Raw genomic sequence first — 14,394 nt, 5'->3', positions numbered from 1 at the left:
TAGCATGGCCGCGTGGCTCGCCTATCCGCCTCGCTCGGTCGCCTGCTCGCCGTCGTCGCGTTGCTGCTCTTCGGCTATGCGGTCGCGGCGACCGTCGGCGGGCTGATCCCGCGCCATCCCGGCTGGCGACCGCCGGCGCGCGGCGTGACGATCTGGGTGGAGGACAATGGCGTCCACACCGGGCTGGTGGTGCCCAAGCGCGCCGCCGGGATCGACTGGACCGCCGACTTCCCTGCCGCCGACCTCGTCGACCCACGCTACGCCGGCTATGACCATGTCGCGATCGGCTGGGGCGAGCGCGGCTTTTATCTCGGCACGCCGACGTGGTGGGACGTGCGACCGGGCGTGCTGCTCGGCGCGGCATTCGGCAGCGACTCGACGCTGGTCCATGTCGAGCACGTGTCGCGCCCGCTGCTTGGCCCTGGCGTGCGCGCGATCGTGCTGCGGCCGGAGGAGTATCGCCGGCTGGCGGCGGCGGTTCGCGCGAGCCGCGCCCCCGGGCCCGCGGTGCGCGGCTATTATGGATTCGACGCCTTCTACCCGGGTGCCGGGCGGTATGACGCGATCACGACGTGTAACGCCTGGACCGGGAATACGCTGGCAGCGGCGGGCGTCCGCGTCGGGTGGTGGACGCCCTTCCCCACGACCGTGATGCGATGGTTCTAGCGTAAGCGGATCGTGACCGCTCCACTCGTACCCCGGTGAAGACCGGAGCCCGGGTGGGGCACGCTCTGGAGACCCACCGGCGGCGCTCCAACCGGGCCCCGGCCGTCGCCGGGGCACAAGCACAGAGCGCCCGTCGCCAGCCTCAGTTCGCGGCGCCGGTCTGGTTCGCCATTTCGCCGCGCGTCGCCGCGAGCGTCGGTGCAGGGCCGGTCGCCGGACGGAGCGACTCGCGCTCGGACGCGGGCACCGGCGCGGTCGGGTCCGGCCGGAACGCGTCGGGCGCGCGGGTCGTGCCCGGTGTCGGTGCGTCCGCGGCGAGGTCAGGCGCGGCATGCTCGCCGTCGTCGCCGGGGAAGTAGCGGTCGAACCAGCCAAATTTCAGCGCCGCCCCGATACCGGCGGCGACCGCGCCGATCAGGCCGGCGGCCGCGATCGCGCGGTCGCGGCGATGGTGATCCGGCTTGTAGCCGCGCTTGCTCTTGCCCTTCGGCTTGCTCTTCTGGGTCATGCGCGGGTCAACGGGCGGCGCGCGCGCGCGTTCCCGCGACCGCGAGGACCGGAAGGTTTCCGCCGCGTCGCCAACCTGCTAGCCCGTTCAACCGCAACCCGAGAGACGCGCCATGTCGACCCGCGACGACCTGATCCTACAGACGCTCGAGCCCGCCACGCACGACCTCGGTGGCTTCAAGGTGTACCGCACCCTGCCCCATCGCGAGCGCACGATGGTGGGCCCGTTCCTGTTCTTCGACCAGATGGGTCCGGCGCATCTCGCCCCCGGCGACGGCGTCGACGTGCGCCCGCATCCGCATATCGGCCTGTCGACCGTCACCTACCTGTTCGACGGCGCGTTCCAGCACCGGGACTCGCTCGGCACCGACGCGCGGATCACGCCCGGCGCGGTCAACCTGATGACCGCGGGGACGGGCATCGTCCACTCCGAGCGCTCGCCCGCCGACGTCCGCGCCGACGGTCCCGCGCTCGCGGGCATCCAGACCTGGCTCGCGCTGCCCGACGGGCGCGAGGACATTGCGCCCGCGTTCGAGCATGTCGGCGCGGGTGACCTGCCTATCGTCGAGGCGGGCGGCGCCCGCGCGCGCGTCATCATGGGGTCGCTATGGGGTGCGCGCGCGCCGACCACCACCTACGCCGATACGATCTACGCCGACGTCGTGCTTGATCCGGGCGCGAGCGTCCCGATCGACGTCAGCACCGACGAGCGCGCTCTCTATCTTGCCGAGGGCGAGGCCTCGCTCGACGGTCTCGTGCTCGATCCGCGCAAGCTCTACGTGCTGCGCCCCGGCACCGCCGCCACGCTGAGCTCGGCGCTGGGCGGGCGCGCGATGCTCGCCGGCGGCGCGGCCTTCGCGACCAAGCGCCACGTCTGGTGGAATTTCGTCCACTCGTCGCGCGAGGCGATCCGCGAGGCCAAGCGCGCCTGGATGGCGGGCGAGTTCGCGCGCGTGCCCGGCGACGAGAAGGAGTGGATCCCGATCCCCGAAGTGCCCAAGACCGTCAGCTACCCGTGACCGTGGCAAGCGCCGGCGCCGGCGTGTCCGTGCGCTCGGCATAGCGCCGCGCCAGCACGGCGCAGACGAACAGCTGGATCTGGTGGAACAGCATCAGCGGCAGCACGATCAGCCCGACCGAGGCGGCCGGGAACAGGATCGCCGCCATCGGGATGCCGCTCGCCATGCTCTTCTTCGAGCCGCAGAAGACGATCGCGATCTCATCCTCCTTGCTGAAGCCGAGCGCACGGGCCGCGGCGCGGGTGGCGAACAGCACCAGCGCCAGCATCACGCTGGCGATGGCGACGATCGCGACGAGGTCCACCAGCGACACTTGGGTCCAAATCCCCGCGACCATGCCGGCGCTGAACGCGGCGTAGACGACGACGAGCACCGATCCGCGGTCGACCGTCGCGGTGAGCCTGGGATGGCGCAGCAGCCACTGGCCGATCAGCGGGCGCACCAGCTGGCCGGCGACGAAGGGCAGCAGGATCTGCACCGCGATCTCCTCCAGCGCGGCGAGCGACACGCCCCCGCTCGCCGCCGGCATCAGCTGCGCGACCAGCAGCGGGGTCAGCAGCGTGCCGACGAGGTTCGACAGCGACGCGCTGCACAATGCCGCCGGGACATTGCCGCGCGCGATCGAAGTGAAGGCGATCGACGACTGGACGGTCGAGGGCAGCAGGCTGAGGAACAGCAGCCCTGTCACCGCCGGCGCCGGCAGGAAGGGCCTGGTCGCCGCCGCGGTGGCGAGTCCGATCAGCGGGAACAGCACGAAGGTGCTGGCGAATACCAGCGCCTGCAGCCGCCAGTGCGTGAGTCCCGCCCAGATCGCCTCGGGCGCGAGCCGCGCGCCGTACAGCAGGAATAGCAGCGCCACCGCGACCGTCACCGCGCCGTCGGCGACGCTGGTGAAGGCGCCGCGCGCGGGCAGCAGCGCGGCGAGCGCGACGGTCGCGATCAGCAGCAGCAGGTAACGGTCGACGCGCGGCCAGCGGAAGGAGCGGGAGGACATGCGGGACCTTTCGTTCGGGGTGGCGTCTGTCTCAAGGGCTACGGTTCCACCACCTCGCAACCCTCGCCCCCTTCCGTCATCCTCGCGAAGGCGGGGATCCATACGCGCTGACGCCGCGCCTCTGGCCGTGAGGTGGGCGCGTCTGGATTCCCGCCTTCGCGCAAATGACGGACGGGGTGGCACCGCTTCAGTCTCCATCTAGGCGATCGCAGCTCATGCACAAACCCGATCGCCGCGATATCGCTTATCATCTAGCGTGATGATCATGCCTGACATCGCGCTCGACCTCCTCCGCACCTTCGTCGCCGTGACCGAACACGGCAGCTTCACCGCCGCCGCGCGCTCGCTCGACCTGCGCCAGTCGACGGTCAGCCAGCACATCCGCCGGCTCGAGGATCAGGCCGGGCGGCGGCTGATCGATCGCAACACGCACCGCGTCGCGCTCACTCCGGATGGAGAGGCGCTGCTCGACCAGGCGCGCGCGGTGCTGACGGCGAGCGAGCGACTCGCGCGCCACCTCGCCGCGGTGCCGTTGCGCGGGCGGCTGCGGCTGGGCGCGTCGGAGGATTTCGTGCTGTCGGCGCTGCCCGACGTGCTCGCCGGCTTTGCGCGCCGCCACCCCGAGGTGGACCTCGAGCTTCGCGCCGGGCTGAGCGAGCACCTCTACGAGGCGTTCGACGCGGGGCAGCTCGACCTCATCTTCGTCAAGCGCCGCAGCGGCGACCGGCGCGGCACGCTGGCGTGGGAGGAGCCGATCGCCTGGGTCGGGCGCGAGGGCTGGCGCGCTGAGGCCGAGGCGCCGCTGCCGCTGCTGCTGTACCCGCCACCGAGCGTGACCCGCGCGCGCGCGATCGCCGCGCTGGAGGAGGCCGGGCGGACGTGGCGGGTCGCCTTCACCAGCGCGAGCCTCACCGGGCTGAGCGCAGCGGCACGCGCCGGGCTGGGCGTGATGCCGCACTCGGCGCGGCTGCTGCCCGCCGGACTGGCGGTGCTGCCGCCCGGGGAAGCGCTACCAGCGTTGCCGGCAATGGAGTTCGTGGTGATCGCGCCCGGGCACGACCCCGCCATCGCGGCACTGGCGGCGGCGATGCTCGGCTGGTCGCGCGGGGTACGGTGAGGATGTCGTGGGGGAGGCTAGCGTCGCGAGGCTACGCTGTTCCCCGGCGAAGGCAGGGGCCCGGTTGGGTTGGCCGTCTTGGGTTCACCGAACCGTTCCCCAGCTGGGCCCGGCGTTCGCCGGGGAACGGGTACGCGCACGTCTGTCGCTATAGACGTGACCGCGCCCGTCGGCCGGGCGGCGGTACCGTCCTCGCGTCCGCGTTAGAGGCCGACCACGCCGCCGTCGTTCTTGGTGATCACGATCGTCGCCGAGCGCGGGCGTGTCGGACTGGTCACCGCGCCGGCCTGGTTCGCCGGCCAGCTCGAGGTGATGTTTGCCGGGCCGCCGTTCTCGCCCGGGTGCTGGATGTTGACGAACAGCGAGCGGCCGTCCGGGGTCGAGGTGATGCCGGTGATCTCGCACTCCTTGGGCCCGACCAGGAAGCGCTTGAGCTTGCTGCCCGGCGCCGCGCCGATGCGCGTGGTGGTGGTGCTCGTCGTGGTGGTATTGGCAGCCGTCGTCAGCGTGTTGTTGACCACGCGCGTGCCGCCGTCGCCGACGCTGCCCGGCATCGCCGCGAGCAGCATGCAGTTGGTGACGTCGGTATAGGCGCCGTCGTCGGTCTCGATCCACAGCACCGGCGCGACCTGACCGCTGGCGTTGCTCGGCAGGCCGAACCACAAGCCATCGGGCGAGGAAAAGTCGTTGCTCGCGTCGAGACCCGACAGGTTGATGTTGGTCGGATCAAGGTCGCTGCCCGCGCCGAAAGCGTAGATGTCCCAGGTGAAGCCGGTGGCCTCGGTGGTATCGCCGGCCTCGCGCAGGCGGATGACATGGCCGTTGGCATTGCCGCGGGTCGCCTGCGCGCTCGTCGGCGGGTCGGCGTTGATGACGTCGCCCTGTGGCAGCTTGGGATCGGTATAGGCGCGCGGGTTGGCGGCGTCGGTGGTGGCGGGGGTGCGCGACGAATTGTTGGTCAGTGTGCAGTACATCTCGCCGTTGACCGGGTTGACCGCGGTCCACTCGGGCCGATCCATCCGCGTCGCACCGAGCACGTCGGCGGCGAGGCGCGCGTTGATCAGCACGTCGGCCTGGTCGACGAAGGCGTAGCTCGCGTTGGACGCGGTCAGCCCGTTCTGCCCGAACGTCAGCGGCAGCCAGGTGCCGGTGCCGTCGGCCTCGAAGCGCGCGACATAGAGCGTGCCGGTGTCGAGATATTTGTCGCCCGTCGCGAGGCGGTCGCTCGGCGTGGCATCGCCGGCGATCCAGGGCGTCGCCGAGACGAACTTGTAGATATATTCGTTCTGCGCGTCGTCCCCCATGTAGAAGGCGGGGCGGACGCCCGCGATCACGCGACCGGCCATGCAGCCCTCGTGGTTCATGCGGCCCAGCGCGGTGCGCTTCCGCGGCGTCGCGGTCTGCGTATAGGGGTCGATCTCGACCACCCAGCCGAATTGGAAGGGCTCGTTGCGGAAGTCGGCGGTGCCGTCCGCCGCGGCGCTGGCGCTGGCGGTGGCGTTCCAGCGCATGAAGACGGTGCTGGCCGCGTCGGACGGCGTCACCGTGGTCCAGCCGTAATTGCCGGCTCGGCCCTCGCTGATGCCGTAGCGGGTCAGCGACACGTTCTGCTTGGCGTTGCCTGCGGCGGTGCGGACCGCGGCATCCCCCCCGGTGCGACGAAAATAGCCCGCCCAATTCTCCTCGTTGGTGAGGTAGGTGCCCCAGGGCATATAGCCGTTGGCGCAATTGTTGATCGTGCCGCGCCCGGTGGTGCCGTCGGCCGAGTAGAGCGTGCGCAGCGACGCGCTGCCGCGCACCGGGCCGTTGAATTGCACGGGCGTGTTGGGGGTGATGCGACGGTTGAGCGCGCTGCCCTGGACGTAGCTCCACGCGCCGGTGTTGCTGGCGCGGGTGACCTCGATCACCGAGACGCCGTGCGCTTCGATCTCCTTGATCGCCTCGGCCTCCGGGCGGGGCGACGGCGACGGGCCGCTGGCGTGCAGATAGGCCTGGGTGATGTTCTCGTGGTTGAGCACGAGCACGCCGCGCGTGTTGTTGGTGGTGTCCGGCGTGTTGCCGCTCGCGGCGAGGCCGAAGAAGGACATGCCGTCGTGATGATCGCCGGCGCGCTGGGCGAAATTGGTGTCGCTGCCGTCATTGGCATAGGCGGCGACGCTGGCCGCGATCGGGTCACCGAGCCGGTAGAGGACGGTCACCTGATAGTCGGACGGCACGGTGACCATGTCGTTGAGATTCTTCGCCACCGCGGCGAAGGCGAGCGTCGCCGGCAGCACGGTCACCGTGGAGCGCGCGCTGCTCGAACCGCTGCCCCCGCTGGCGGTGAACTCGAACACCAGCGCGGTCGACTGCGCGACATTGGGCGCGGTAAAGGTGATCGAGTTGCCGCTCGTGATCACCGGTACGGTCGGGCCGCTGACCTGAGTGAATTTGGTCGTGCTGGCATTGTCGGTCGCGGTGGCGGTGAGCGTCACCACGCGGCCACCCTGGGTCTGCACGTTAACGCCATCCGAAACGGTGATGACGTCCTGTTTGTTGTCGTCGTCGCAGCCGGCGAGCAGCGCGCCGCCAAACACCGCGGTGGTCATCGCGCTCATCCCGCCCATCAGCTGGCGCCGCGAGTAGCGACGCGCGACGAGGTCGGCGAGATGCGGGTTGCGCGTCGGGTTGGTGTCGATGTCACCGTCTTCGTAGGATGCGGTGGCGAGGCTGAGCTGCTGGTCGGTCATGACGCTCCCTGGGCGCTATGTGCTTGTACCCAGGCGTAATGGCCGCGCTCCGAGGCACGGGCGCGACAGTTTGATGAGAGGAGAATGACGTGAGCGTTACGGCTGCGTGACAGCGGTGACCCGCTTGACTGGCGCGCCCGATCCGCTATGTGCCGCCCCGCGCGTCCCGCCCCCCGGGTGGTGACGCACCGTCCGAGACAGCGGGTGGCCCCAGGGCCTTAATTCCCCGCCGAGACGGGGACAGGACCAACGCGGCAGCGGCGCGCCTCTCATAGGCACGTGCTGTCGCTGCCCACACGGGCTCCCATTCCCCATCGCTGGACTGTATCGCCGGGCGCTCGCGCTTGGCGGTTCGTACTCGGACAGTCGGCCTCGGCCCTCTGTCCCAACGTGGAGAATGGCATGGATCGTAGTCAGAAGACCGCGGCCGTTGCCGAGCTGAACGATACCTTCTCGAAGGTCGGCGTGGTGGTTGTCACCCGCAACCTCGGGATGACGGTGGCGCAGTCGACCGACTTGCGCAACCGGATGCGGGATGCCGGCGCGAGCTACAGGGTCTCGAAGAACAAGCTTGCCAGGATCGCGCTCGACGGCACCGATTACGGTTCGCTCAGCGATATGCTGACGGGCCCGGTCGGCCTGGCGTCCTCGACCGATCCGGTCGCGGCAGCCAAGGTGGCGGTCGATTTCGCCAAGACGACCGACAAGTTCGAGATCGTCGGCGGCGCGATGGGCGCGACCGCGCTCGACCTGGCCGGCGTGCAGGCACTGGCGACGCTTCCGTCGCTGGACGAGCTGCGCGCCAAGCTCGTCGGCCTCATCGTGGCCCCGGCCACGAAGATCGCGACGATCACCCAGGCACCGGCCGCGCAGATCGCGCGCGTCCTCTCTGCTTATGCGGAGAAGGAAGCCGCCTGATCGGGCAGCTGACCGGCTTTTGTTTCGTGAACTTGGGGCACCTGTCCCCGCTTGATAGGAAGTAACATCATGGCAGACCTGAACGCGCTGGTTGACCAGCTGAGCGAGCTGACCGTCCTCGAGGCCGCCGAGCTTTCGAAGCTGCTCGAAGAGAAGTGGGGCGTCTCGGCCGCTGCGGCGGTTGCGGCGCCGGCCGCCGGCGGCGCCGGTGCGGCGGCTCCGGCCGTCGAGGAGAAGACCGAGTTCGACGTGATCCTGACCGGCGACGGTGGCAAGAAGATCAACGTCATCAAGGAGGTCCGCGCGCTCACCGGGCTCGGCCTGACCGAGGCGAAGGCTCTCGTTGAGGGCGCGCCGAAGCCGGTCAAGGAAGGCGTGAGCAAGGACGAGGCCGAGAAGGTCAAGAAGCAGCTCGAGGAAGCCGGCGCGACCGTCGAGCTCAAGTAAGCCGATCACCGGATCCCGCGGGTTCGCCCGCGGGGCACGGGCTCAGCAGCAGCGGGGCGGCCTTCCTGGCGGAAGGTCGCCCCGTTCGCGTTGGTGGAAATGGCGTGCCGGTGGACGCTTCGTCGATCGCGCGTGGTGACGGGCCCGACGCGCCGACATGGCGCGCCCCCATCCGTCATCCCGGACTTGGTCCGGGATCCACCGACCCGCAGGAGCAGGTCTCGCGGTGTATACGGGAGGCTGGATTTCGGACCAGGTCCGGAGTGACGGCCGCGGGTTGGCGGACGCCGCGCGATCTAACAACCGTCGGTGCGATCGCTGCGGCCGACCCGGATCAGCCGTTAGCGCATCACGGGCTCGCCGTGCGGCCGCGCGCCGAGCGTCTCGTGCATCCGCGCCGGACCGTCGAGCCAGAACGGCGCGAGCTTCGCCGCGCCGTCGCGTTCCACGCCCACCGCGAACGCCGCCGCACTCTGCGCCTTCGCGGCCCCGCTGGCATAGCGCACGTCCACCGCGGCGACGGGCACGAACATCGCCCGCCCGCCCATGTCGATCGGCCGGATCGCGCCGCGCGGCAGCGTCAGCAGCAGCGGCAGCACGCGACCTTCGCCCGGCGCGAGCGCGAACGGCATCACCGCGGGACGCACACCGGGCTCGGCGAAGAGCGCATCGAGCTCGGCCTGCTGGTCGCGATGCGCGCTCAGCAGCCGCGCCGCGACCTGTACCGCGCCCGCCGGCGCGTCGCCCGCGTTGACGATCTCCAGCTCGGCGTCGAGCGTCGCGGTGACGAGATTGATCCCGCCGCGGCGCGGGCGCAGCGCGAGCGTGAGGCGCGCGCGCGGTGCGCCGACGGCGGGCGACGCCGGGGTGGGGCCGCTCGGCACCGGCGCGATGCGTGATGCCGGCTCCGAGGGCGGCCGGTGCGCGCGCGGCTCCGCTGTGATCGGGGCGACCGCGACCTCATCGGCGTCCCCGTCGCTCGGTCCGTTGCGTCGCCGCCGCCACAGCAGCAGCGCGACGCCGACCAGCAGGACGAGCGCACCCGCGATCAGCCCGTCGGCCCGCCACAGCGGTGCCGGTGGAGCGGGAGCGGGTGGAGGCACTGGTCCGATGCCGCTCGCCGCAGCGCTGGGCGACGGCGTCGACGACGGTGTCGCGACGGGAGCCGCGATGGACGGTGTCACCGACGGACTGGGTGCAGCAACCGACGTCGCGATGGCGGCCGGCGCAGGTTCAGCCGGTGTGGCGCTGCTGCGCGGGGTCGGCGTAGGCGCGACCCGCGGCGTCGCACTTGCTCGCAGCACCGGTGCGGGCGACACGCGGGCGGTGGGCGTGGGACGCGGCGTCGGCGCGACCCGCACCGGCGCGACCGCGGCGGGCACGCTCGGCGTGGCACCAGGGCCCGGCGGCAGCGACCAGGAGATCGGCGGCGGCACCGCCGAGTCGGCCGGCGGCACGGTGGTGACCGGCGCCGGCCTCGCCTGTTGCGCCAACGCGGGCATGGCGAGCGGAGCGGCCGCCAGCAGGAACAGGAAGTTACGCGTGAACATCGTCGCATCCGCTACCGCGCTCGCCGACGAGGTCAACCGCTCTCCCCCGCGCCGCCGCGTCGACCCCGCCCGGTTGACGCTCCAACACGACGAGCCTATATCCCGGTCACTTCCTTCGATCTCGGGACATGGCACGCCGTCGCGCAGCGAGTCATACGTATGGGTCGAGGGGTTCAGGACGCTGAAGGTCGCCGTCTCCCGCTCGCCGGGGTAAGACGCGCGGCCTTTCGCCGTTCTGTCCCAAGCGCCCGTATTTCTGGCTGACGAGGCACACGCTCCTATGGCAACCAAGGCGATCGACGCGGGCTCCGCGCGTTCCGACCGGCTCAGCGGCACGCGCAAGCGGCGCATCCGCAAGGTCTTCGGCAACATCCACGAAGTCGTGCAGATGCCGAACCTGATCGAGGTCCAGCGCGAGAGCTACGAGCAGTTCCTGCGCTCGGATCCCTCGATCGGCTACGTCTCGGGTCTCGAGAAGACGCTGCGCAGCGTGTTCCCGATCCGTGACTTCGCCGGCACCGCCGAGCTCGACTTCGTGACCTACGAGCTCGAGCCGCCGAAGTTCGACGTCGAGGAGTGCCGCCAGCGCGGCATCACCTACGCCGCGCCGATGCGCGTGACGTTGCGCCTGATCGTGTTCGAGGTGGATCCCGATACGGAGACCCGCTCGGTGCTCGATATCAAGGAGCAGGACGTCTACATGGGCGACATGCCGCTCATGACCGAGAACGGCACGTTCTTCATCAACGGCACCGAGCGCGTGATCGTCTCGCAGATGCACCGCTCGCCGGGCGTGCTGTTCGACCACGATCGCGGCAAGACGCATGCGAGCGGCAAGTATCTCTTCGCCGCGCGCGTCATCCCGTATCGCGGGTCGTGGCTCGACTTCGAGTTCGACGCCAAGGACATCGTCAACGTCCGCATCGACCGCAAGCGCAAGCTGCCGGTGACGGCGCTGCTGTACGCGCTCGGTCTCAACTCGGAAGAGATCCTCAACCACTTCTACAACCGCGTCACCTATGTGCGCGGCGAGGGTGGCTGGCAGATCCCGTTCGCGGCCGAGAACTGGCGCGGCGTGAAGCCGACGTTCGACCTGATCGACGCCGCCTCGGGCGAGGTGGTGTTCGCCGCGGGCACCAAGGTGACCCCGCGCGCCGCCAACAAGGCGGGCAAGGACGGTCTGCAGACGCTGCTGATCCCGACCGAGGAGATCTATGGCCGCTATTCCGCCTATGACCTGATCAACGAGAAGACGGGCGAGATCTACGTCGAGGCTGGCGACGAGATGGGGCCGGAGAGCCTCGAGAAGCTCGACAAGGCCGGGATCGACCGGATCGAGCTGCTCGACATCGACCATGTCACGACGGGGCCGTGGATCCGCAACACGCTCAAGGCCGACAAGGCCGAGGAGCGCGAGCAGGCGCTGTCCGACATCTATCGCGTGATGCGCCCGGGCGAGCCGCCGACGCTCGAGACCGCGGAGTCGCTGTTCGCCGGCCTGTTCTTCGATCCGGACCGCTACGACCTGTCGGCGGTGGGTCGCGTCAAGCTCAACATGCGCCTCGACCTCGATGCCGAGGATACGGTGACGACGCTCCGCACCGAGGACATCCTCGCGGTGGTCAAGACGCTGGTCAACCTGAAGGACGGCAAGGGCGAGATCGACGACATCGACAATCTCGGCAACCGCCGCGTGCGTTCGGTCGGCGAGCTGCTCGAGAACCAGTATCGCGTCGGCCTGCTGCGCATGGAGCGCGCGGTGAAGGAGCGCATGTCGTCGGTCGACGTGTCGACGGTCATGCCGAACGACCTGATCAACGCCAAGCCCGCGGTCGCCGCGGTGCGCGAGTTCTTCGGCTCGTCGCAGCTGTCGCAGTTCATGGACCAGACCAACCCGCTCTCCGAAGTGACGCACAAGCGTCGTGTTTCGGCGCTCGGGCCGGGCGGCCTCACCCGCGAGCGCGCGGGCTTCGAGGTTCGCGACGTCCACCCCACGCACTATGGCCGCATCTGTCCGATCGAGACGCCGGAAGGCCCGAACATCGGTCTGATCAACTCGCTCGCGAGCTTCAGCCGCGTCAACAAATATGGTTTCATCGAGACGCCGTACCGCAAGGTCGTCGACAACAAGGTCACCGGTGAGGTGGTCTATCTGTCGGCGATGGAGGAGGCCAAGCACACGATCGCGCAGGCCTCCGCCGACCTCGACGCAGACGGCCGGCTGACCGAGGAGCTCGTCTCCGCGCGCCAGGCGGGCGAGTTCCTGATGGCGCTGCCCGAGACGATCACGCTGATGGACGTCTCGCCCAAGCAGCTCGTGTCGGTCGCGGCGTCGCTGATCCCGTTCCTCGAGAACGACGACGCCAACCGTGCGCTGATGGGCTCGAACATGCAGCGCCAGGCGGTGCCGCTGGTCAAGGCCGAGGCGCCGTTCGTCGGCACCGGCATGGAAGAGACCGTCGCGCGCGATTCGGGCGCGGCGATCGCGGCCAAGCGCGCCGGCGTGATCGACCAGGTCGACGCCAGCCGCATCGTGATCCGTGCCACGGGTGACGTCAGCGCGGCCGAGTCGGGCGTCGACATCTACACGCTGATGAAGTTCCAGCGCTCGAACCAGTCGACCTGCATCAACCAGCGCCCGCTGGTGAAGGTAGGCGACGTGGTCAATGTCGGCGACGTCATCGCGGACGGCCCGTCGACCGAGTTCGGCGAGCTGGCGCTGGGCCGTAACGCGCTCGTCGCGTTCATGCCTTGGAACGGGTATAACTACGAGGACTCGATCCTCATCTCCGAGCGGATCGTGAAGGACGACGTGTTCACGTCGATCCACATCGACGAGTTCGAGGTGATGGCGCGCGACACCAAGCTCGGGCCGGAGGACATCACCCGCGACATCCCCAACGTCGGCGAGGAAGCGCTGCGCAACCTCGACGAGGCGGGCATCGTCTATATCGGCGCCGAGGTCGAGCCGGGCGACATCCTGGTCGGCAAGATCACGCCGAAGGGCGAGAGCCCGATGACGCCGGAGGAGAAATTGCTCCGCGCCATCTTCGGCGAGAAGGCCAGCGACGTGCGCGACACCTCGCTGCGCCTGCCGCCGGGCGTCGCCGGGACGATCGTCGACGTGCGCGTCTTCAATCGCCACGGCATCGACAAGGACGAGCGCGCGATGGCGATCGAGCGCGAGGAGATCGAGCGCCTGAAGAAGGACTCGGACGACGAGCGCACGATCCTCAACCGCGCCACCTGGTCGCGCCTGCGCGAGATGCTGCTCGACCAGGTCGCCACCGCGGTGCCGAAGGGCCTGAAGAAGGGCGCCACGATCGACATGGACCTGCTCGACAGCGTCGACCGCCACGAGTGGTGGAAGTTCGCGGTGCAGGACGACACGGTCCAGGCCAACCTGGAAGCGGTCAAGGCGCAGTATGACGAGGCCGCCAAGAAGATCCGCGACAAGTTCGAGGATCGCCGCGAGAAGCTGGAGCGCGGTGACGAACTGCCGCCGGGCGTACTCAAGATGGTCAAGGTGTTCGTCGCGGTGAAGCGCAAGCTGCAGCCGGGCGACAAGATGGCCGGCCGTCACGGCAACAAGGGCGTGATCAGCCGCATCCTGCCGGTCGAGGACATGCCGTTCCTCGCCGACGGGACGCCGGTGGACCTCGTGCTCAACCCGCTGGGCGTGCCGTCGCGCATGAACGTCGGGCAGATCTTCGAGACCCACCTGGGCTGGGCCGCGCGCGGCCTCGGCCAGCAGATTGCGCACGCGCTGGAAGACTGGCGTGACGCCAACCCGGACGCCAAGGCGGGCGAGATGCCCGCGGCGGTGAAGGAGCGGCTCGAGACGGTCTATGGCGAGCATTATCTCGACGACATCCGCGCCCGTGACGGCAACGAGATCGTCGAGCTGGCGCAGAACCTGAAGGCGGGCGTGCCGATGGCGACCCCGGTGTTCGACGGCGCGGTGGAAGCCGACGTCGCCGAGATGCTGGAGCTCGCCGGGCTCGATCGCTCGGGCCAGTCGGACCTGTTCGACGGGCGCACCGGCGACCAGTTCGACCGCAAGGTGACGGTGGGCATCATCTACATGCTCAAGCTGCACCACTTGGTGGACGACAAGATCCACGCGCGGTCGATCGGGCCCTACTCGCTCGTTACCCAGCAGCCGCTGGGCGGCAAGGCGCAGTTCGGTGGGCAGCGCTTCGGCGAGATGGAGGTGTGGGCGCTTCAGGCGTACGGCGCCGCCTACACGCTGCAGGAGATGCTGACGGTGAAGTCCGACGACGTCGTCGGCCGCACCAAGGTCTATGAGGCGATCGTCAAGGGCGACGACACGTTCGAGGCCGGCATCCCCGAGAGCTTCAACGTGCTCGTCAAGGAGATGCGCTCGCTGGGTCTCAACGTCGATCTCAAGACGATGGACCTGGGCGTGGACGAGGACGGCGTCGCC

General features: G+C 69.7%; 11 protein-coding genes. 7 read left to right on the top strand and 4 right to left on the bottom strand.

Annotated elements, in window-relative coordinates:
- Nucleotides 1-12: 12 nt before the first annotated feature.
- Nucleotides 13-666, top strand: coding sequence for a TIGR02117 family protein (locus QBJ89_RS07580; protein ID WP_277979920.1), 654 nt, complete (start codon nucleotides 13-15; stop codon nucleotides 664-666).
- 142 nt (nucleotides 667-808) lie between these two features.
- Here the strand turns inward: QBJ89_RS07580 and QBJ89_RS07575 are convergent, their stop codons facing one another.
- The gene (locus QBJ89_RS07575; RefSeq protein WP_277979919.1) at nucleotides 809-1,174 is read right to left on the bottom strand and encodes a hypothetical protein; all 366 of its coding nucleotides are present in this window, start codon (nucleotides 1,172-1,174) and stop codon (nucleotides 809-811) included.
- 112 nt (nucleotides 1,175-1,286) lie between these two features.
- Between QBJ89_RS07575 and QBJ89_RS07570 the strand changes: the two genes are divergently transcribed.
- Nucleotides 1,287-2,192, top strand: a complete 906-nt coding sequence (locus QBJ89_RS07570) for a pirin family protein (protein WP_277979918.1) — start codon at nucleotides 1,287-1,289, stop codon at nucleotides 2,190-2,192.
- On the opposite strand, the gene QBJ89_RS07565 is transcribed toward QBJ89_RS07570, so the two are convergent.
- Complete coding sequence (locus QBJ89_RS07565) at nucleotides 2,179-3,186, bottom strand: bile acid:sodium symporter family protein (protein ID WP_277979917.1); 1,008 nt, start codon at nucleotides 3,184-3,186, stop codon at nucleotides 2,179-2,181. The genes QBJ89_RS07570 and QBJ89_RS07565 overlap by 14 nt on opposite strands.
- A gap of 265 nt (nucleotides 3,187-3,451) precedes the next feature.
- On the opposite strand from QBJ89_RS07565, the gene QBJ89_RS07560 reads away from it, so the two are divergent.
- Nucleotides 3,452-4,303 (top strand): LysR family transcriptional regulator, encoded by an 852-nt coding sequence (locus QBJ89_RS07560; protein WP_277979916.1) that lies wholly within the window; start codon nucleotides 3,452-3,454, stop codon nucleotides 4,301-4,303.
- 203 nt (nucleotides 4,304-4,506) lie between these two features.
- On the opposite strand, the gene QBJ89_RS07555 is transcribed toward QBJ89_RS07560, so the two are convergent.
- Nucleotides 4,507-7,032, bottom strand: coding sequence for a PhoX family protein (locus QBJ89_RS07555; RefSeq protein WP_277979915.1), 2,526 nt, complete (start codon nucleotides 7,030-7,032; stop codon nucleotides 4,507-4,509).
- 402 nt (nucleotides 7,033-7,434) lie between these two features.
- Between QBJ89_RS07555 and rplJ the strand changes: the two genes are divergently transcribed.
- Both rplJ and rplL read left to right on the top strand, forming a co-directional pair.
- Nucleotides 7,435-7,950, top strand: a complete 516-nt coding sequence (rplJ, locus tag QBJ89_RS07550) for a 50S ribosomal protein L10 (protein WP_277979914.1) — start codon at nucleotides 7,435-7,437, stop codon at nucleotides 7,948-7,950.
- A 69-nt stretch (nucleotides 7,951-8,019) separates the two neighbouring features.
- Nucleotides 8,020-8,397, top strand: a complete 378-nt coding sequence (gene rplL / locus QBJ89_RS07545) for a 50S ribosomal protein L7/L12 (protein WP_183923453.1) — start codon at nucleotides 8,020-8,022, stop codon at nucleotides 8,395-8,397.
- 341 nt (nucleotides 8,398-8,738) lie between these two features.
- On the opposite strand, the gene QBJ89_RS07540 is transcribed toward rplL, so the two are convergent.
- Nucleotides 8,739-9,500, bottom strand: coding sequence for a hypothetical protein (locus QBJ89_RS07540; RefSeq protein WP_277979913.1), 762 nt, complete (start codon nucleotides 9,498-9,500; stop codon nucleotides 8,739-8,741).
- A gap of 7 nt (nucleotides 9,501-9,507) precedes the next feature.
- On the opposite strand from QBJ89_RS07540, the gene QBJ89_RS07535 reads away from it, so the two are divergent.
- Together QBJ89_RS07535 and rpoB are read left to right on the top strand one after the other, a co-directional pair.
- Nucleotides 9,508-10,161, top strand: coding sequence for a hypothetical protein (locus QBJ89_RS07535; RefSeq protein WP_277979912.1), 654 nt, complete (start codon nucleotides 9,508-9,510; stop codon nucleotides 10,159-10,161).
- Nucleotides 10,162-10,227: 66 nt separating this feature from the next.
- Nucleotides 10,228-14,394 (top strand): DNA-directed RNA polymerase subunit beta (rpoB, locus tag QBJ89_RS07530; RefSeq protein ID WP_277979911.1); only part of this gene is annotated, 4,167 nt, incomplete at its 3' end.

The organism is Sphingomonas phyllosphaerae, from assembly GCF_029623345.1.
GTDB classification, from domain to species: domain Bacteria; phylum Pseudomonadota; class Alphaproteobacteria; order Sphingomonadales; family Sphingomonadaceae; genus Sphingomonas; species Sphingomonas phyllosphaerae_C.
This window is presented reverse-complemented; position numbering and strand designations above follow the sequence as displayed.